Source organism: Duganella alba, from assembly GCF_009674495.1.
GTDB lineage: Bacteria > Pseudomonadota > Gammaproteobacteria > Burkholderiales > Burkholderiaceae_D > Rugamonas > Rugamonas alba.
Genome location: NZ_WKJN01000043.1, coordinates 20,030 through 38,841, shown reverse-complemented (window position 1 = coordinate 38,841; position 18,812 = coordinate 20,030). Strand labels below are relative to the sequence as shown.

Genomic DNA, 18,812 nt, shown 5'->3' with positions numbered 1-18,812 from the left:
CCGCGGCCTTGCCCACTGCCAGCGGCGATGCATCAGCCATCACGGCGGCCGCTGTCGTCACGACACCGGGGGCTGGCGCCGTGGACGCCGCGCCGCCGGCGTGTGCGGCCCAGCGCCCGGTCATCAACTTTAATCGCTGGGCCGAGAACTGGGGCGCGCTGGCCGATCCCTGCCTGCCGCGCCAGCCGCTCGACGGCCTCAAATACATCCCGCTCAGCGACGACGGCGTGTCCTATCTGTCGCTGGGCGCCGGCCTGCGCGAGCGCTATGAGCACATCGCGTCGCCGCTGTACGGCGCCGGCACCCAGCCATCCGACGGCTATGTGATCCAGCGCGCCAACCTGCACGCCGACCTGCGCATCGGCCCTTACGTGCAGTTGTTCGGCCAGATGGTCGACGCCCGCACCTTCCAGAAGCAGACCATCGCGCCGCCCGACCGCGACAAGCTGGATATGGAGCAGCTGTTCATGACGGTCGCCGTGCCAACCGCCGACGGCGCCGTCAAGATGCGTATCGGGCGCCAGGAAATGGCCTTCGACTTGCAGCGCTTCATCGCCGTGCGCGACGGCCCCAACGTGCGCCAGGCCTTCGATGGCGTCTGGGCCGACTGGGAGCACGGCCCATGGCGCCTGATCGGCTATGTCACGCAACCGGTGCAGAACCGCAGCGTCGACAGCTTCGACGACTACTCCGACGGCCACCTGACGCTGAGCGGCATCCGCCTCGAATACCAGGGCCTGGGACCGGGCGACCTGTCCGGCTACTACTCGCGCTACCGCCGCGACAGCGCGCGCTTCCTTGACGCCAGCGGCGACGAACGCCGCAACGTCTACGACATGCGCTACAACGGCAAGACCGGCCAGGTCGATTTCGACATCGAAGGCATGCTGCAACGGGGGCAGGTGGGCGCCAAGACCGTATCGGCGTGGGCCATCGGCTCCATCACCGGCTACACCTTCGCCAAGACCACCTGGACGCCGCGCATCGGCGTGCAGTTCGACATGGCCTCCGGCGACAAGCACGCGGGCGACGGCAAGCTGGGGACGTTCAATCCGCTGTTCGCCAACGGCTACTACTTCTCGCTGGCAGGCCTGACCGGCTACAGCAACCTGATTCACCTGAAGCCGTCGGTCACTGTCAAGCCGGCGAAAACGCTCAGCGTCACCACCGCGCTCGGCATGCAATGGCGCCAGACCACCGGCGACGCGGTCTACGTGCAAAGCATGGCCGGCGTACCGCGTACCGCCGGCACCGGCTCGCGCTGGACCGGCGCCTATGCCCAGCTGCGCACCGACTGGCTGGTCACGCCGAACGTGACGGCGTCGCTGGAAGCGGTGCACTTCCACGCCGGCGACTCCCTGCGCACAGCCGGCGGCAGGGATGCCGACTACCTTGGCATGGAGCTGAAATTCGGCTGGTAGATTAGACTGGCGCATTCTGGATCATCTTGAAGGCGTCATGCTGACAAATCTTTGGTATGTGGTGCTGCCGTCCGCGCAATTGAAAGAGGGCCTGACGCCGGTGCAGTTGCTGGGGCAGCACTTCGTGGCCTTCCGCGACGAGGGCGGCACGGCGCGGCTGCTGTCGGATATCTGCGTGCATCGCGGCGGCTCGCTGTCGGCGGGCGCCAAGGTCGGCGGCGACGTGCAGTGCCCTTACCATGGCTGGCGCTTCGGCGGCGACGGCGTGTGCAGCCACATTCCGGCGCAGCCGGACCTGCATATTCCGCTGCGGGCGCGCGTCGACGCCTATCCGACCATCGAACGCCATGGCTGGATCTGGGCCTTCCTCGGCGACCTGCCGGAAGCCGAACGGCCGCCGCTGCCGCCGCTGGACTGGGTCGACGATCCCGGCGTGCGCGTGGTGTCCGGCCACTTCGACTGGGATGCGAGCTGGGACCGCGTGATGGAAAACGGTCTCGATTTCGCCCACGCGCCGTTTGTCCACGGTTCCACCTTCGGCGACCCCGATCATCCGGAAATCGGCAGCTTCAGCGTCGAGCGGGAGGCGTGGGGCGGCAGCGCGCTGATGACCATGCGCCGTCCGCTGCGCAAGGGCTGGCGGCGCCAGCCGACCGGCCAGCACGTGGACGTGGCGACGCGGCCCGGCTTCCACCTGTCCGGCCCGTGCGTGACGCTGGAGCTGGCGCCGCGCGACGGCTGGAAAATCTACATCGTCTCGGCCCACACGCCGGTGGACGGCAAGCGCACGCGCACCTGGTGGATGATGGGCCGCACCTTCATGCGCTGGCCGCTGCTTGACCGTCGCGTGGTCGCCAGCAACCTGAAAATCTTCAACCAGGATCTGGCGGTGCTCAGCAAGGTGCGGCCGGAGCGGGTGCCGGATTCGTGGCTGCAGGAGGTGTCGGTCAAGTCCGACGCGCTGCAGATCGCCTTCCGCCAGAAGATCAAGGAACTGGAGGCGCGCGGCTGGCGCATTGACGAAATCCGCGTGGAACGCGAGTTCACCGGCCGCGTCGCCTGCGTGGTGCCCAGCCCGGAACGCCGGGATGGCGGCCCCTGGGCGATTGAAACCATTCCTATCGTTGCGCGCTAGGCAAATATCTTTTCGGTTTTCGTGTCTTTTTCTCATTAACGAAAGTCCTGATACTGCATGACATCAACTTTTAAGGAGTGAAGTCATGCCAATTGCCTTGCTAGCGCTGACCATCAGCGCATTTGCCATCGGGACCACCGAGTTTGTCATTGTCGGCCTGTTGCCGACCATCGCCGCCGATCTGGGCGTGAACCTGCCGTCGGCCGGCCTGCTGGTCAGCCTGTATGCGCTGGGCGTCGCCATCGGCGCGCCGGTGCTGACCGCGCTGACCGGCAAGGTGCCGCGCAAGCTGCTGCTGGTGTCGCTGATGGTGCTGTTCACCCTCGGCAACCTGCTGGCCTGGAAGGCGCCCAGCTACGAATCGCTGGTGATCGCCCGCATCCTGACCGGCCTGGCGCACGGCGTGTTCTTCTCGATCGGCTCGACCATCGCCACCTCGCTGGTGCCGAAGGAGAAGGCGGCCAGCGCGATCGCCATCATGTTCACCGGCCTGACCGTGGCGCTGGTGACCGGCGTGCCGCTGGGGACGTTCATCGGCCAGCACTTCGGCTGGCGCGAGACTTTCCTGGCCGTGTCGGCGCTGGGCGTGATCGCTTTCATCGGCAGCCTGCTGTACGTGCCGTCGACCATCCAGCACAACAAGCCTGCCTCGCTGCTGCAGCAGATGAAGGTGCTGGGCGAGCCGCGCCTGTTGCTGGTGTACGCCATGACGGCGGTGGGTTACGGCGGTTCGTTCATCGCCTTCACCTTCCTGGCGCCGATCCTGACCGAGGTGACCGGTTTCAGCGCCAATGCGGTGGGCCTGGTGATGCTGGTGTACGGCGTGTCGGTCGCGGTGGGCAATATCTGGGGCGGCAAGCTGGCTGACAAGCGCGGTCCGATTGGCGCGCTGAAGATCATCTTCCTGGGCCTGGCGACCGTGCTGATCGTGCTGACCTTTGCGGCGCCGTACAAATGGCTGGTGCTGGCGACGGTGCTGGTATGGGGCGCGGTGGCGTTCGGTAACGTGGCTGGTTTGCAGGTGTACGTGGTACAGCAGGCGGAGCACTACACGCCGCGTGCGGTGGATGTGGCGTCGGGCCTGAACATTGCCGCGTTCAACCTGGGGATTGCCGGTGGTGCGTGGGGCGGCGGTTTGATCGTCGAGCATGTGGGCCTGGTGCATACCGGCTGGATCGGCGGACTGGTGGTGCTGGGCGCCTTCGGCCTGACCGCGCTGAGTGGTCGCCTGGACCGGCTGAATCCACGTGCGGTGCGGGGTGGCAGCGTGCGTGCTCCTGCACACTGAACCCGCACTTCGGGTTAGGGGTCTGACCCCGCATGGGGTCAGACCCCGGTTTGGCTGGGGGGGAAGCAACCGCCGCGTGGTAGTGTATATTGCGGCGATCTGAATTATTCGCCTTTCACCCCATGTCCGCAGTCTCCCTGTTTTGTCTCGTCTCCGCCTATTTCGCCCTGCTGCTGATCGTGGCGTGGCGCACCTCCCGCAACGCCAACAACGACAGCTTCTTCATCGGTAACAAGAGCAGCAACTGGATGCTGGTGGCGTTCGGCATGGTGGGCACCACCATGAGCGGCGTCACCTTCATCAGCGTGCCGGGCGCCGTCGGCCGCGACGGCTTCGGCTACCTGCAGGTGATCCTCGGCTATGTGCTGGGCTACATCGCCGTCACCTTCATCCTGCTGCCGCTGTACTACCGTCTCAAGCTCACCTCCATCTACACCTACCTGGAGCAGCGCCTCGGGCCGCGCTCCTACCAGAGCGGCGCCGCGTTCTTCATCATCTCGCGCCTGCTGAGCGCCTCGGCGCGGCTGTACCTGGTGGTGAACATCCTGCAGCTGACCATCCTCGACAGCATGGGTGTGCCGTTCTGGCTGACCACCGTGGTCATCCTCGCCATGATCCTGCTGTACACCTATGAGGGCGGCGTCAAGACCATCGTCTGGACCGACACGCTGCAAACCACCGGCATGGTGCTGGGTCTGGTGATCTGCGCCGGCTGGCTGCTGCACGCCATGGACCTCGGCCCGCTCGACAGCCTGGCGCAGATGCAGGTGCACGGCCTGACCCGCGTGGTCACCAGCGCCGTCGACAGCCCGGCCTACTTCTGGAAGCAGCTGCTGGCCGGCTTCTTCATCGTGCTGGCGATGACCGGCATGGACCAGGAAACCATGCAGAAGAATATCTCCGTCAAAACCCTGCGCGACTCGCAAAAGAACATGCTGCTGCTGACGGCTGTGCTGACCGCCGTGCTGGTGCTGTTCATGTACCTTGGCGGCCTGCTGTACCTGTACGCGCCCACGGCCGGCGTGACGGCCAGCGGCGACAAGCTGTTCCCGGCGGTGGTGATGGGCCACATGCCGGCCGCGCTGCAACTGATCTTCTTCATCGGCCTGATCTCGGCGCTGTTCCCCAGCGCCGACGGCGCCATGACCGCGCTGACCTCGTCCTTCAGCATCGATATCCTCGGCGTGCAGCGCCGCGGGATGGGCGAAGCGGCCATGAAGCGCCTGCGCCATCACGTGCACCTGGCGTTCTGCGCCATCTTCCTGGCGCTGGTGCTGGTGTTCAAATGGGTCGACAACGCCAGCATGGTGGGCCTGGTGCTGAAGCTGACCGGCTATACCTATGGTCCATTGCTTGGCCTGTTCGCCTTCGGTATCCTGACCCGCCGCGCCGTGCGCGACCGCTGGGTGCCAGTCGTGGCGCTGGCCGGACCGGTGCTGTGCTATGTTATTGATTTCAATCAGCAAACACTGTTTGGCAGCTACCGCATCGGGCTGGAACTGCTTATCCTGAATGGCTTGCTGGTGTTTGCCGGCCTGCTGGTCATTTCCAAAAAGCGGTGAGCGCTGTATTATCATTGCAAATTACGCAACCACTGGAGTGTTGATGAGTCAATCCCCGTTTTCCTATGTCCGTCGCGGCTTCGGCTTTTTCTGGCGCGCGCTGGACGCCAGCCGCCGCACGGTGCTGAACCTGATTTTCCTGGCGATCGTGCTGGTGCTGCTGTATGCGATCTTCGGCGGCGGCGCCAAGCCGCTGCAACCGAAGACCACGCTGGTGCTGGATCTGAAGGGCCAACTGGTCGAACAGTCCAGCGTCAACGCCACCGACGCGCTGCTGGCCAACGCGCGCGGCGCCGAAGTGCACAAGATGATCCAGTTGCGCGACGTGCTGGCCGTGCTGGACACCGCCGCCAGGGACCCGAACGTGGATGCCGCCGTGCTGCTGACCGACGACCTGCAGGGCGCCGGCCAGGCTTCGCTGCGTGAAGTGGCTGCCGCCATCGACCGCTTCAAGGCCGCCGGCAAGCCGGTGATCGCCTGGGGCGCGAGCTACGACCAGCGCCAGTACCTGCTGGCCGCGCACGCCAGCGAAGTCTATCTGCATCCGATGGGCATGGTCATGATCGAAGGCTTCGGCCGCTATCGCAACTACTACCGCGACGCGCTGGACAAGCTGGGCGTCACGGTCAACCTGCTGCGCGTCGGCACCTACAAGAGCTTCGGCGAGCCCTACATCGCCAACGGCCCGTCGCAGGCGGCCAGCGAGGCGGAATCGTATCTGAACAACGCGCTGTGGACGTCCTACACCGACAATGTCGAGAAGGCGCGCAAGCTGCCGGCAGGGCAGATCATGAAGACCATCAACGACCTGCCGGCGCAGGTGGCGGCCGTGAATGGCGACCTGGCCAAGCTGTCGGTGGCGGAAAAGCTGGTCGACGGCCTGAAGACCAAGGATGAAATCCGCCAGATGATGACCAAGCGCGGCGTCGCCGACGCCGACGGCAAGAGCTTCCGCCAGGTGGCCTTCGACGACTACCTGACCCGCGTGCCGCACAAGCTGACCGGCGACGCCGTCGGCGTGATCGTGGCGCAGGGCGAAATCAGCGACGGCAGCGCCGGTCCCGGTTCGATCGGCGGCGACTCGACCTCGAAGCTGATCCGCATGGCGCGCGAGGACAACAACATCAAGGCGGTGGTGCTGCGCATCGATTCGCCGGGCGGCAGCGCCTTCGCTTCGGAGCTGATCCGCCGCGAGCTGGAACTGACGCGCGCCGCCGGCAAGCCAGTGGTGGTGTCGATGGGCAATGTGGCCGCTTCCGGCGGCTACTGGATTTCGATGTCGTCCGACGAGGTGATCGCCGAGCCGACCACCATCACCGGTTCGATCGGCGTGTTCGCCATCCTGCCGACCGCCGACAAGGTGATCGACAAGCTGGGCATCCACACCGCCGGCCAGCCGACCACCTGGCTGGGCGACGCCGGTAATCCGCTGCGTCCACTGGACCCGCGCTTCGGCCAGGTGATCCAGGGCAGCATCAACCATATCTACGCCGAGTTCACCACCAAGGCGGCGCAGGCGCGCAAGACCACGCCGGAGAAGATCAACGAAGTGGCGCAGGGCCGTGTGTGGACCGGCGCGCAGGCCAAGGATCGCGGCCTGGTGGATCGTCTGGGTTCGTATGGCGATGCGCTGAAATCGGCGGCGTCGCGCGCCAAGCTGCCGGCGGACTACCGCGTGGTGTACGTCGAGCGTGACATCAGCAAGTTCGATCGCTTTGTGGAGATGATCGGCGGCGGTACCGCGCAGGCGGTGGCGCAAGCGGTGTCGGCGCAGCTGAAGCTGGGCGCCGCGGCCACCACCGGCCTGCCGCCAAGCGCGGCGACCGGTATTGCGAATGATTTGGGCTGGCTGTCGGAGATCACGGCGCAGCACAAGCCGTTCACCGCGATCACCCACTGCCTGTGCGAATCGCCGTAACCCGCGACGGTCAGGCTAGCGGCAGTTCCACTTCGAAGCAGCTGCGCCCATCCTTCATCAGGGCGCAGCGCGCTTCGCCACCATGGCGGCGCGCGATCTGGCGCACCAGCGCCAGTCCCAGCCCGGCGCCATTGTTATCCAGCGTGCCGCGCGGCCGGAAGAACGGCTCGAACACCCGCTCGAATTCCTGATCCTGCACGCCAGGACCTTCATCCCACACCCGCAACGTGGCAACCTGGTTGGCGCACGTGATCTTCACGGTGGCCGGCGGCACGCCATGGCGATGCGCATTTTCCAGCAGGTTGCGCAGCAGCCGGCGCAGCAGGCGCGGATCGCCGCGCATCACGGCCGACTCGCCGTCCAGCAGGGCGTCGTCGTAGCGCGCGCATTCCTCCGCCGCCAGCGCCAGCAAATCCAGTTCCTCGGTATCGCTGTTTTCCTGGATCGCCCCCAGGCGGCTGGCCAGCAGGATTTCATCGAGCAGGTGATTCAGCTCGGCGATGTCCTGCTCCAGGCCCTTGCGCCGCTTCGGGTCGATGCCTTCCGGGATCAGCTCCAGCGCCAGGCGGATGCGCGCCAGCGGCGTGCGCAGCTCGTGCGAGGCGTTGGCCAGCAGCGTCTTGTGCGCGCCGACCAATTGTTCGATCTGGTCGGCGGCGCGGTTGAAGCTTTGCGCCAGCCGCGCCACTTCATCCTTGCCTTCCACCGGCACGCGCGTGGTCAGGTCGCCGGCGCCGAGCTTTTCCACCCCCAGCTGCAAGCGCTCCAGCCGCTTGGTCAGATGCCGCACCAGCGGGAAGGCCGCCACGCCGATGCCCAGCGCGACCAGCAGCAGGGCGTTGTTCAGCATCGCCTTCGGCCGCGTGAAGCCCAGCGGTTCGCTCGACAGCAGCTTGCGGCCGTCCGGCAGGCGCACGAAGGATTCCGGCGGCGGCCCGGTCATGCCCTGGCGGCGCCAGTGGCGCGCCGGTATCAGCTCGCCCACCACGGCCAGCGGCCGCCAGTCGCGCGTGTACAGCGTCATGTGGGCGTCGTTCAGATTGGCGGCGACGCGGGCCAGGGCGGCCTGCTGCATCTCGGGCGGCGCGTCGGGCGGCGCCAGCACGTTCTGCATCACCTGCGCCAGCGTGTGGTTGGAGCGTTCCAGCGGGCTGCCGGTGCGGTTCCAGATTTCCAGCGTGGCGACCGAGAACAGCGCCAGGATCAGCAGCAGGGCGGCGTAAAAGCGGAAGTACAGGCGCGGCAGGCCGATCAGGGCAAGATTAAAGCGGCGTTTCATCAGTCCTGCACCTTGGCGAACAGATAGCCGGCGCCGCGCACGGTGATGATGCGGCGCGGTTTTTTGGGGTCGTCCTCGACGGCGGCGCGGATGCGCGACATGTGGACATCGATCGAGCGGTCGAACGCCTCCAGCGGCTCGCCCTTCAATAAATCCATCAGCGCGTCGCGCGACAGCACGCGGCCGGCGTGCCTGGCCAGCACCAGCAGCAGGTCGAACTGGTAGGCGGTCAGCTCGCACGGCACGCCATCGAGCCTGGCGGCATGCGCGGCCGGGTCGATTTCCAGCCGGCCGAAGCGCAGGAAGCTGTCGGCGGCCGGGGCGGCGGCGCCGGGCGGCGCGTCCAGGTGGCGCACGTCGACGCGGCGGCGCAGGATGGCGCGCAGGCGCGCCAGCAGCTCGCGCGGCTCGAAAGGCTTGGGCAGGTAGTCGTCGGCGCCGATTTCCAGGCCGACGATGCGGTCGATGGCGTCGCCGCGCGCGGTCAGCATCAGCACCGGCACGTCGGAGGTGGTGCGCAGCTGGCGGCACACATCCAGGCCGTCCATATCGGGCAGCATCAGGTCGAGGATCACGGCGTCGATCTCGGCGGCGGCGATATGCTCCATCGCCAGGCGGCCGGTGGGCGCGTGGGTGACGCGGAAGTTGGCCTGGCTCAGGTACTCGGTCAGCATCTCGGCCAGGCGTGGATCGTCTTCCACCAGCAAAATTCGGTCTACAGGGTTCATGCGGTTCATTCTACGCTACGGGACAGTGCTGGCAGTATCGCGCGGGCGCGTGTAGGAGCGATGTCGCCCCGGTAAAGATATGTAAAGCCAGATTAACAGGGGCGACGCAAAGTCCTTGATTTTGTAGCGAGTTTGTAACCCCGGGCAAGCGCCGACAGACAGCCGCAACGCCGTATGTTACATTCCACGGATTAATCGCCATGGCGCGTTTGCCATGGACACGCACGCCTAGAAAAAGGACCACGATGGATTCGCAAGCCAAGCCGACTTTGAATGCCAACCCACCCAAGCGCAGCCGCAAGATTCTCGGCAGTGTGATCGCCGTCGCCGCCATGGCCGGGTTGGGCGGATTGGCCTGGTACCTGACGCATCAGCCGGCAACGCCGGCCGGCGCGCCCGGCGCCCAAGGTCCTGGCGGTCCTGGCCCTGGCGGTCCCGGTGGTCCTGGCGGCGGCGGGCGGCGCATGCCGGCCACCACGGTCGGCGTGGCGACGGCGGAAAAAGCCGACATCCCGGTCACGCTGGAAGCGCTCGGCACGGTGACGGCGGCGGCCACCACCACGGTGCGTCCGCAGGTGTCTGGCATCCTGCAATCCGTGTTGTTCAAGGAAGGCCAGATGGTCAAGGCCGGCCAGGTGCTGGCGCAGATCGATCCGCGCCAGTTCGAGATGGCGCTGATGCAAGCCACCGGCACCCGTCAACGCGATGAAGCGCAGCTGGAAAACGCCAAGCTGACGCTGAACCGCTACCGCACCCTGCTGACCCAGGACTCGATCGCCCGCCAGGACGTGGACACGCAGGCGGCGCTGGTCAAGCAGCTGGAAGGCACCGTGCTGACCGACAAGGCGGCCGAAGGCACGGCCAGGCTGAATCTGGGCTACACCAAGGTGATCGCGCCGATCTCCGGCCGCGTGGGCCTGCGCGTGGTCGATATCGGCAACCTGGTCGGCTCCAGCGACACCACCGGCATCGCCGTGATCACCCAGCTGTCGCCGATCGACGTCGAATTCTCGATCCCGCAGGACAGCGTGCCCGGCGTGGCGCAGCGCGTCAACGACGGCGCCACGCTGCCGGCGCTGGCGCTGGACCGCACCCGCACCGCGACGCTCGACAGCGGCGCCTTCAAGGCCATGGACAACCAGATCGACACCCAGACCGGCACCGTCAAGGCCAAGGCGCGCTTCGCCAACGGCAAGCTGACGCTGTTCCCGAGCCAGTTCGTCAACGTGCGGCTGGAACTGAACACCATCAAGGACGCCATCATGGTGCCGGTGAACGCGCTGCGTCACGGCACCAGCGGCGACTTCGTCTACGTGCTCAAGGAAGACAAGACCGTCACCGTGCGTCCGGTCAAGCGCGGCGCCGCCACGGTCGACAAGGTGCAGGTCACCGAGGGCCTGAAACTGGGCGAACAAGTCATCACCGAAGGCGCCGACCGCCTGAAGGAGGGCGCCAAGGTCACGCTGCCGGGCGCCAAGCCGGCCGGCGCCGGTGGCGCGGCGTCGTCGCCGAACGGCGAACATCATCGCCGTAACAAGGAAGGCGCCGCGAAACAATGAGTCCATCCGCACCCTTCATCCAGCGTCCGGTAGCGACCTCGCTGCTGATGCTGGCGATCGTCCTGGCGGGTATCGTCGGTTTCAAGTTCCTGCCGTTGTCGGCGCTGCCGCAGGTGGACTTCCCGACCATCCAGGTTCAAACGCTGTATCCGGGCGGTAGTCCGGAAGTGATGGGCCAGACGGTGACCGCGCCGCTGGAGCGCCAGTTCGGCCAGATGGCCGGCCTGACGCGCATGAGTTCCACCAGCGCCGCCGGCGTCTCCATCATCACGCTGCAATTCGGCCTGGGTCAGACGCTGGACGTGGCCGAGCAGGAAGTGCAGGCCGCGATCAACGCCGGCACCTCGCTGCTGCCGACCGACCTGCCGGCGCCGCCGGTGTACGCCAAGGTCAATCCGGCCGACGCGCCGGTGCTGACGCTGGCGATCACCTCCGACACCATGCCGCTGACCGAAGTGCAGAACGTGGTCAACACCCGCCTGGCGCTGAAGATCAGCCAGGTGTCGGGCGTCGGCCTGGTGACCCTGAGCGGCGGCCAGCGTCCTGCCGTGCGGATTCAAGCCGACACCAACGCGCTGGCCTCGTATGGCCTGGGCCTGGACACGCTGCGCACCGCGATCACCGCCGCCAACGCCAACGGCGCCAAGGGCAGCTTCGACGGCCCGACGCGCGCCTACAGCATCAACGCCAACGACCAGCTGCTGGCGGCGGCCGACTACAAGTCGCTGATCCTGGCCTATAAAAACGGCGCCCCGGTGCGCCTGCGCGACGTCGCGCAAGTCATCGACAGCGCCGAGAACGTCGAACTGGGCGCCTGGTCCGGCGCCCCTTCCGGCATCAAGCAGGCGATCATCCTGAACGTGCAGCGCCAGCCCGGCGCCAACGTCATCGCCACCGTGGACGCCATCAAGGCGCGCCTGCCGGAACTGCAGGCCGCGCTGCCCGGCGCCATGCATGTCGAGGTGCTGAGCGACCGCACCACCGGTATCCGCGCCTCGGTCGAACACGTGGAGATGGAACTGGTGCTGGCCGTGGTGCTGGTGGTGCTGGTGATCTTCGCCTTCCTGCACAGCCTGCGCGCCACCATCATCGCCAGCCTGTCGGTGCCGATCTCGCTGATCGGCACCTGCGGCGTGATGTATTTGCTGGGCTACAGCCTGAACAACCTGTCGCTGATGGCGCTGACCATCGCCACCGGTTTCGTGGTCGATGACGCCATCGTCATGATCGAGAACATCGCGCGCTACATCGAAGAGGGCGAAACGCCGATGGCCGCCGCGCTGAAAGGCGCCAAGCAGATCGGCTTCACCATCATCTCGCTGACGGTGTCGCTGATCGCCGTGCTGATCCCGCTGCTGTTCATGGGCGATGTGGTGGGCCGCTTGTTCCGCGAATTCGCGATCTCGCTGGCGATCACCATCCTGATCTCCGCCGTGGTGTCGCTGACGCTGGTGCCGATGATGTCGGCGCGTTGGCTGAAGAACCACGCCGACGAAAAGCCGTCGCGCTTCGCGCAGCGCTTCCAGCAGTTCTTCGACTGGGTCATCGGCCACTATGACCGCTCGCTGACCTGGGTCATCGAACATAGCGGCCTGACGCTGCTGGTGGCGCTGGGCACCTTGCTGCTGACGGCGCTGCTGTACGTGGTGATTCCGAAGGGCCTGTTCCCGACCCAGGACACCGGCCAGCTGCAGGCGCGCCTGGAAACCGGCAAGGCCGTCTCCTATGACAAGATGGCGGCGCTGCAGCAGCAGGCGGCCAAGATCATCCTGCAGGATCCGGCGGTCGAGAACCTCAGCTCCGTGGTGGGCGTGGACGCGGCCAACAACACCATGCTCCATACTGGCAGCATGCTGATCAACCTGAAACACGACCGCAGCGGCAAGCAGCAGGACATCATGGACCGCCTGCGCAACCGCGTGGCCGAGATCCCCGGCCTGACGCTGTTCCTGCAACCGACCCAGGACTTGACCATCGACGCCGAAACCGGCCCGACCCAGTTCCGCGTGTCGATCGAAGGCGCCGACAACGCCAGCGTCAACGAGTGGGCCACCAAGCTGGAAGCGCAGATGCGCACCAAGCAGGAGCTGCGCAACGTCACCTCCGACGTCGGCGCCAGCGCCGCCGCCGCCTATGTCACGGTGGACCGGGACACGGCCTCGCGCCTGTCGGTCACCGCCGCCTCGATCGACGATGCCTTGTATAGCGCCTTTGGCCAGCGCATCGTCTCGACCATCTTCACCGAGACCAACCAGTACCGCGTGATTCTGGAAGCGCGCCGCGACGACATCAGCACCCCGGCCGACCTGGGCAACCTGCAACTGCGCACCGGCTCCGGCAAACCGACGCCGCTGTCGGCGGTGGCCAACGTCACCGAACGCCAGGCGCCGCTGCAGGTGACGCACGTGGCGCAGTATCCGGCCACCACCCTGGGCTTCGACACCGCGCCGGGCGTTTCGCTGGGCACGGCGGTGGACAGCATCAAGCAGGCCGCTGCCGAGATCAAGTTCCCGGCCTCGGTGACCCTGACCTTCCTCGGCGCTTCCGGCGCTTATCAGAACTCGCTGAACAACCAGCTGTGGCTGATTCTGGCCGCCGTGGTCTGCGTCTACATCGTGCTGGGCGTGCTGTATGAAAGCTATATCCACCCGCTGACCATCCTGTCGACGCTGCCGTCGGCCGGCGTCGGCGCCTTGCTGGCGCTGTGGATCACCGGCCAGGACCTGGGCGTGATCGGCATCATCGGCATCATCCTGCTGATCGGTATCGTCAAGAAGAACGCCATCATGATGATCGACTTCGCCATCGAGGCGGAACGCGACGAAGGCAAGCCGCCGCGTGAAGCGATCCACCAGGCCGCGCTGCTGCGCTTCCGTCCGATCCTGATGACGACGCTGGCGGCGCTGTTCGCCGCCGTGCCGCTGATGCTGGGCTGGGGCGAGGGCGCCGAACTGCGCCGCCCACTGGGCCTGGCCATCTTCGGCGGCCTGATCGTCAGCCAGATGCTGACGCTGTTCACCACGCCGGTGATCTACCTCGGCTTCGACAGCCTGGCGCGCCGCGTCAATCGCCACTTCAAGTCCGCGCCGCCGCGCGACCCGCACCAGGCGGCGCTGCTGTCGCCGCAGGTGGGCCACCAAGGCCAGGGCAAAGGTGACGCGCCGTGAATCTGTCGTCTCCATTCGTCAAGCGTCCGATCGCCACCGTCCTGCTGACGGTGGGCGTGGCGCTGGCCGGCATCGGCGCGTTCTTCGTGCTGCCGGTGGCGCCGCTGCCGCAGGTGGACTTCCCGATCATCTCGGTCAGCGCCACGCTGCCGGGCGCCAGTCCGGACACCATGGCCACCAGCGTCGCCACGCCGCTGGAGCGCCACTTGGGCACCATCGCCGGCGTCAATGAAATGACCTCGCAGTCGAGCACCAGCTCCGCCAACGTCACCTTGCAGTTCGACTTGAACCGCAACGTCGACGCGGTGGCGCGCGAGGTGCAGGCGGCGATCAACGCCAGCCGCGTCGACCTGCCGTCCACGCTGCGCAGCAATCCGACCTACCGCAAGGCCAACACCTCGGGCGCGCCGGTCATCATCCTGGCGCTGACCTCGAAAACCCGCACGCCGGGCCAGATCTACGACGCTGTTTCCAACATCGTGCTGCAACGCCTGTCGCAGGTGACCGGCGTCGGCGACGTGGAACTGGGCGGCAGCTCGCTGCCGGCGGTGCGCGTGGAACTGAATCCGTATGCGCTCAACAAGCAGGGCCTGTCGATGGAGGACGTGCGCGCCGCCATCCAGGCGGCCAACGCCAACCGTCCGCGCGGCGCCCTGCAGGGCAACGGCCGCCGCTTGCAGATCTATTCCGAGTCGGCCAACGCCTCGGGCGGCCGCAGCGCGGCCGACTACCAGAACCTGATCGTCGGCTACCGCAACAGCACCGCGATCCGCTTGAAGGATGTGGCGGACGTGGTCGACGGCGTCGAGGACCAGAACAATCTTGGCCTGTTCAATGGCCAGCCGGCCATCATCGTGCTGCTGCGTTCCCAGGCCGGCGCCAACGTCATCGAGACGGTGGACAGCGTGCGCGCGCAGCTGCCGATGCTGCAGGCGCAACTGCCGCCGGACGTGAAGATCGAAGTGGCCAGCGACAGCACCAATTCGATCCGCTCGTCGCTGCACGAAATCGAGGTCACGCTGATCATCTCCATCCTGCTGGTGGTGCTGGTGGTGAGCGTGTTCCTGCGCAATGTGCGCGCCACCATCGTGCCGACCGTGGCCACCATCGTCTCGCTGCTGGGCACGTTCGGCGTCATGTACCTGCTGGGCTTCAGCCTGAACAACCTGTCGCTGATGGCGCTGACCGTGGCCACCGGCTTCGTGGTCGACGACGCCATCGTGGTGCTGGAAAACACCACGCGCCACATCGAGGCCGGCATGGACCGCCTGTCGGCCGCCTTGCTCGGCGCGCGCGAGGTGGGCTTCACCGTGCTGTCGATCAGCCTGTCGCTGATCGCCGTCTTCATTCCGCTGCTGTTCATGGGCGGCCAGTTCGGCGCGCTGTTCAAGGAATTCGCCATCACGCTGTCGGCCGCCGTCATGATTTCGCTGGTGATCTCGCTGACCACCACGCCGATGATGTGCGCCTGGCTGCTGTCGCCGGGGAATGTGCATGCCAAGCCGCCGGGCCGCATCGCCCGCTTCTTCGAACGCGGCTTCGACGCCATCCTGAAGGGCTACGAGCACGCGCTGGACTGGGCGTTGAGCAGCGTCTGGCTGGTGATGTTGAGCCTTTTGTTCGTCATCGGCCTGAACTTCTACCTGTTCGCGGCGATTCCGAAGGGCGGCTTCCCGCAGCAGGACACGGGCCAGATCAACGGCGGCATCCGCGCCGACCAGAGCATCTCGTTCCAGGCCATGCAGGGCAAGCTGCGCCAGCTGGTCAACATCATCAAGGATGATCCGGACGTGGCGACTGTGGTCGGCTTCACGGGCGGCCGGCGCGCCGGCGGCGGCTTCATGTTCGTCAATCTGAAACCGGCCAACCAGCGCAAGGTGGCGGGGCAGGCGGTGATCGCGCGCCTGCGGCCGAAACTGGCCCGGGTCACCGGCGTCAGCCTGTTCCTCAGTCCCGTGCAGGATCTGCGTTCGGGCGGCCGCTCGGCCAACGCCAACTACCAGTACACGCTGAAGGCCGACAACAAGGCCGACCTGAAGAAATGGGCCAGCCGTCTGGCGGAAGCGATGAAGGGCCGCTCGGCCATGACCGACGTCGATTCCGACCAGGCCGACAACGGCGTCGAAACCTTTGTCACCATCGACAAGCAGAGCGCCTCGCGCCTGGGCGTGTCGACCAAAGACATCGACAACGCGCTGTACAACAGCTTCGGCCAGCGCCAGGTGGCCACCATCTACGATGAGCTGAACCAGTACCACGTCATCATGGAAGTGGCGCGCGAGTATTCGCGCAGTCCGGAAGCGCTGAAGGACGTCTACGTGCCGTCCACCGGCCTGCCGGCGCCGAGCGCCGCCAACCCGACCGGCGCCCAGGTGGCGACGACGGCGGCGGCCACCTCGACCACCGGCACCAGCAAGACCTCCACCACCTCGACCGCCACGGCGGCCAACGTGGCGGCGCCGGCGGTGCGCGACGCCTCGTCCGGCTCGTCGCTGAGCACCTCGGCCACCACCATGGTGCCGCTGTCGACGGTGGCCAGCTACGCCGAAAGCTCGGCGCCGACCTCGATCAACCACCAGGACGGCGAACTGGCGACCACCATCGCCTTCAACCTGGTGGACGGCGCCAGCCTGTCGCAGGCGGCGGCGCAGATCGCCGAGGCGGAGGCGGAAATCGCCATGCCGAACAATGTGCGCGGCAGCTTTGCCGGCGCCGCCAAGTCGGCGCAGGACAGCAACAAGTCGCTGCCGTTGCTGATCCTGGCCGCCATCGTGGTGATCTACATCGTGCTGGGCATTCTGTACGAAAGCCTGGTGCACCCGGTGACGGTGCTGACCACGCTGCCGTCGGCCGGCGTCGGCGCGGTGCTGGCGCTGCTGGTGTTCAAGATGGAGTTCTCGACCATCGCGCTGATCGGCATCTTCCTGCTGATCGGTATCGTCAAGAAGAACGCCATCCTGATCATCGACTTCGCGCTGGAGGCCGAGCGCGCGCGCGGGCTGTCGCCGCGCGACGCGGTGCGCGAGGCCTGCCTGCTGCGCTTCCGTCCCATCCTGATGACCACCGTGGCCGCCGCGCTGGGCGCGCTGCCGCTGGCGATCGGTTTCGGCGAAGGCTCGGAACTGCGCCAGCCGCTCGGCGTCGCCATCATCGGCGGCCTGATCGCCAGCCAGCTGCTGACGCTGCTGACGACCCCCGTGGTCTACATCCTGATGGACAAGCTGCGTCGCCGCAGCCCGTCCGAACAACAACTGAGCCGCATCCATAGCGACCAATCGCCGATTACACCATGATCAAATACGTACCAACCTCCCGTTATCCACTGAGCGCGCTGGCCATGGCGGTTGCGCTGCTGGCCGGCTGCTCGGTCACGCCAAGCTACAAGGTGCCGGAGACGCCGCAGCCGGCGGCCTACAAGGAAACGCCGAGCGACGCCGACAAGGCCGCCGCCGGCTGGACCGTCGCCGCGCCGGCCGACACGCTGGAACGCGGCCCGTGGTGGCAGCTGTTCGGCGATCCGGTGCTGAACCAGCTGGCCGACAGCATTGAAGTCAACAACCAGAACGTGGCCGCCGCCGTCGCCGCGTATGCGCAGGCGCGTTCGCTGGTGGCCGAGCAGCGCGCCTCGCTGTTCCCGGTGGTGGACCTGAACGGCAGCGCCACCCGCTCCGGTGGCGGCGGCAACACGCCGACGGCCAACCAGTACCGCGCCAACATCGGCGCCACCTGGGAGCCGGACGTGTGGGGCAAGCTGCGCGCTGGCCTGGGCAACGCCAACGCCGGCCTGCAGGCCAGCGCCGCCGACCTGGCCGCCGCGCGCCTGTCGGCGCAGGGCGAGCTGGCCACCAATTACTTCGCGCTGCGCGAGGCCGACGCCGAGAAGGCGCTGCTGGAACAGACCACCGAAGGCTACGAGCGCGTGCTGCAGATCACGCAGAACCGCTTCGACGCCGGCATCGCCGCCAAGTCGGACCTGCTGCAGGCGCAGACCCAGCTGGCCAGCGCCCGCATCGACCAGATCACGCTGGTGCGCACCCGCGCCACCTACGAGCATGCGATCGCGGTCCTGCTGGGCAAGGCCGCCAACGACTTCGCGCTGGCGCCGGCCGAATGGAAGATCACGGTGCCGGACGTGCCGACCGGCGTGCCGTCGACGCTGTTGCAGCGCCGTCCGGACATCGCCGCCGCCGAGCGTCGCGTGGCCGCCGCCAATGAAAACATCGGCATCGCCCGCAGCGCCTACTTCCCCAGCCTGAACCTGAGCGGTTCCTTCGGCTATGGCGCGGCCTCCACCGGCGGCCTGTTCAACGCCAACAACAACCTGTGGTCGTTGGGCCTGACGGCGGCGCAGACGCTGTTCGACGCCGGCGCCACCAGGGCCCGCGTGGCCGGCGCCGAGGCGGCGCGCGACCAGGCCATCGCCAGCTATCGCCAGACGGTGCTGACGGCGTTTGCCGACGTCGAGAACCAGCTGGTGGCCACCCGCGCGCTGGTGCAGCAGCAGGATCTGCGCAAGGCGGCGTCCGAAGCGGCCGACCAGGTCGAGGTGCAACTGCTGAACCGCTACCGCGCCGGCCAGGTCAGCTACAGCGACGTGGTGACCGCCCAGCAAACCGCGCTGACCGCGCGCCGCGCGCTGGTGCAGGCCCAGGTCAACCGCCAGACCACCGCCATCGCCCTGATCCAGTCGCTGGGCGGCGGCTGGCACGCCGCCGCGGAATAAGCGGCGGCTTGGTTTTTGCAGGCGGGCTTTGT

11 protein-coding genes are annotated in these 18,812 nt (G+C 67.0%); 9 read left to right on the top strand and 2 right to left on the bottom strand.

Features of this window, described 5'->3' with window-relative positions; genetic code table 11:
- The 5 genes from GJ695_RS26900 to sppA form a co-directional block, all read left to right on the top strand.
- The coding region (locus tag GJ695_RS26900; protein ID WP_371866614.1) for an alginate export family protein at positions 1-1,421 on the top strand (1,421 nt) is incomplete at its 5' end.
- A gap of 37 nt (positions 1,422-1,458) precedes the next feature.
- On the top strand, positions 1,459-2,556 hold the full coding sequence (locus GJ695_RS26895; RefSeq protein ID WP_154370185.1) for an aromatic ring-hydroxylating dioxygenase subunit alpha: 1,098 nt from the start codon (positions 1,459-1,461) through the stop codon (positions 2,554-2,556).
- A gap of 85 nt (positions 2,557-2,641) precedes the next feature.
- Positions 2,642-3,844, top strand: coding sequence for an MFS transporter (locus tag GJ695_RS26890; protein WP_154370184.1), 1,203 nt, complete (start codon positions 2,642-2,644; stop codon positions 3,842-3,844).
- A 122-nt stretch (positions 3,845-3,966) separates the two neighbouring features.
- Complete coding sequence (locus tag GJ695_RS26885; RefSeq protein WP_154370183.1) at positions 3,967-5,406, top strand: sodium:solute symporter; 1,440 nt, start codon at positions 3,967-3,969, stop codon at positions 5,404-5,406.
- Positions 5,407-5,449: 43 nt separating this feature from the next.
- Positions 5,450-7,324 (top strand): signal peptide peptidase SppA, encoded by a 1,875-nt coding sequence (sppA, locus tag GJ695_RS26880; RefSeq protein ID WP_154370182.1) that lies wholly within the window; start codon positions 5,450-5,452, stop codon positions 7,322-7,324.
- Between the two features lie 10 nt (positions 7,325-7,334).
- Here sppA and GJ695_RS26875 read toward each other — a convergent pair whose 3' ends face one another.
- Positions 7,335-8,603, bottom strand: coding sequence for a sensor histidine kinase (locus GJ695_RS26875; RefSeq protein ID WP_154370181.1), 1,269 nt, complete (start codon positions 8,601-8,603; stop codon positions 7,335-7,337).
- The gene (locus GJ695_RS26870; RefSeq protein ID WP_229260364.1) at positions 8,603-9,331 is read right to left on the bottom strand and encodes a response regulator; all 729 of its coding nucleotides are present in this window, start codon (positions 9,329-9,331) and stop codon (positions 8,603-8,605) included. Before GJ695_RS26870 ends, GJ695_RS26875 begins: the two co-directional genes overlap by 1 nt.
- A gap of 245 nt (positions 9,332-9,576) precedes the next feature.
- On the opposite strand from GJ695_RS26870, the gene GJ695_RS26865 reads away from it, so the two are divergent.
- From GJ695_RS26865 to GJ695_RS26850, 4 genes are read left to right on the top strand one after another with little or no spacing between them, the layout of a single operon-like run.
- Positions 9,577-10,890 (top strand): efflux RND transporter periplasmic adaptor subunit, encoded by a 1,314-nt coding sequence (locus GJ695_RS26865; RefSeq protein ID WP_154370179.1) that lies wholly within the window; start codon positions 9,577-9,579, stop codon positions 10,888-10,890.
- The gene (locus tag GJ695_RS26860; RefSeq protein ID WP_154370178.1) at positions 10,887-14,057 is read left to right on the top strand and encodes an efflux RND transporter permease subunit; all 3,171 of its coding nucleotides are present in this window, start codon (positions 10,887-10,889) and stop codon (positions 14,055-14,057) included. Before GJ695_RS26865 ends, GJ695_RS26860 begins: the two co-directional genes overlap by 4 nt.
- A complete protein-coding gene (locus GJ695_RS26855; RefSeq protein WP_166455067.1) occupies positions 14,054-17,350 on the top strand; it encodes an efflux RND transporter permease subunit in 3,297 nt (1,098 codons plus the stop codon). Before GJ695_RS26860 ends, GJ695_RS26855 begins: the two co-directional genes overlap by 4 nt.
- A complete protein-coding gene (locus tag GJ695_RS26850) occupies positions 17,347-18,780 on the top strand; it encodes an efflux transporter outer membrane subunit (protein WP_154370177.1) in 1,434 nt (477 codons plus the stop codon). Before GJ695_RS26855 ends, GJ695_RS26850 begins: the two co-directional genes overlap by 4 nt.
- Positions 18,781-18,812: the final 32 nt, after the last annotated feature.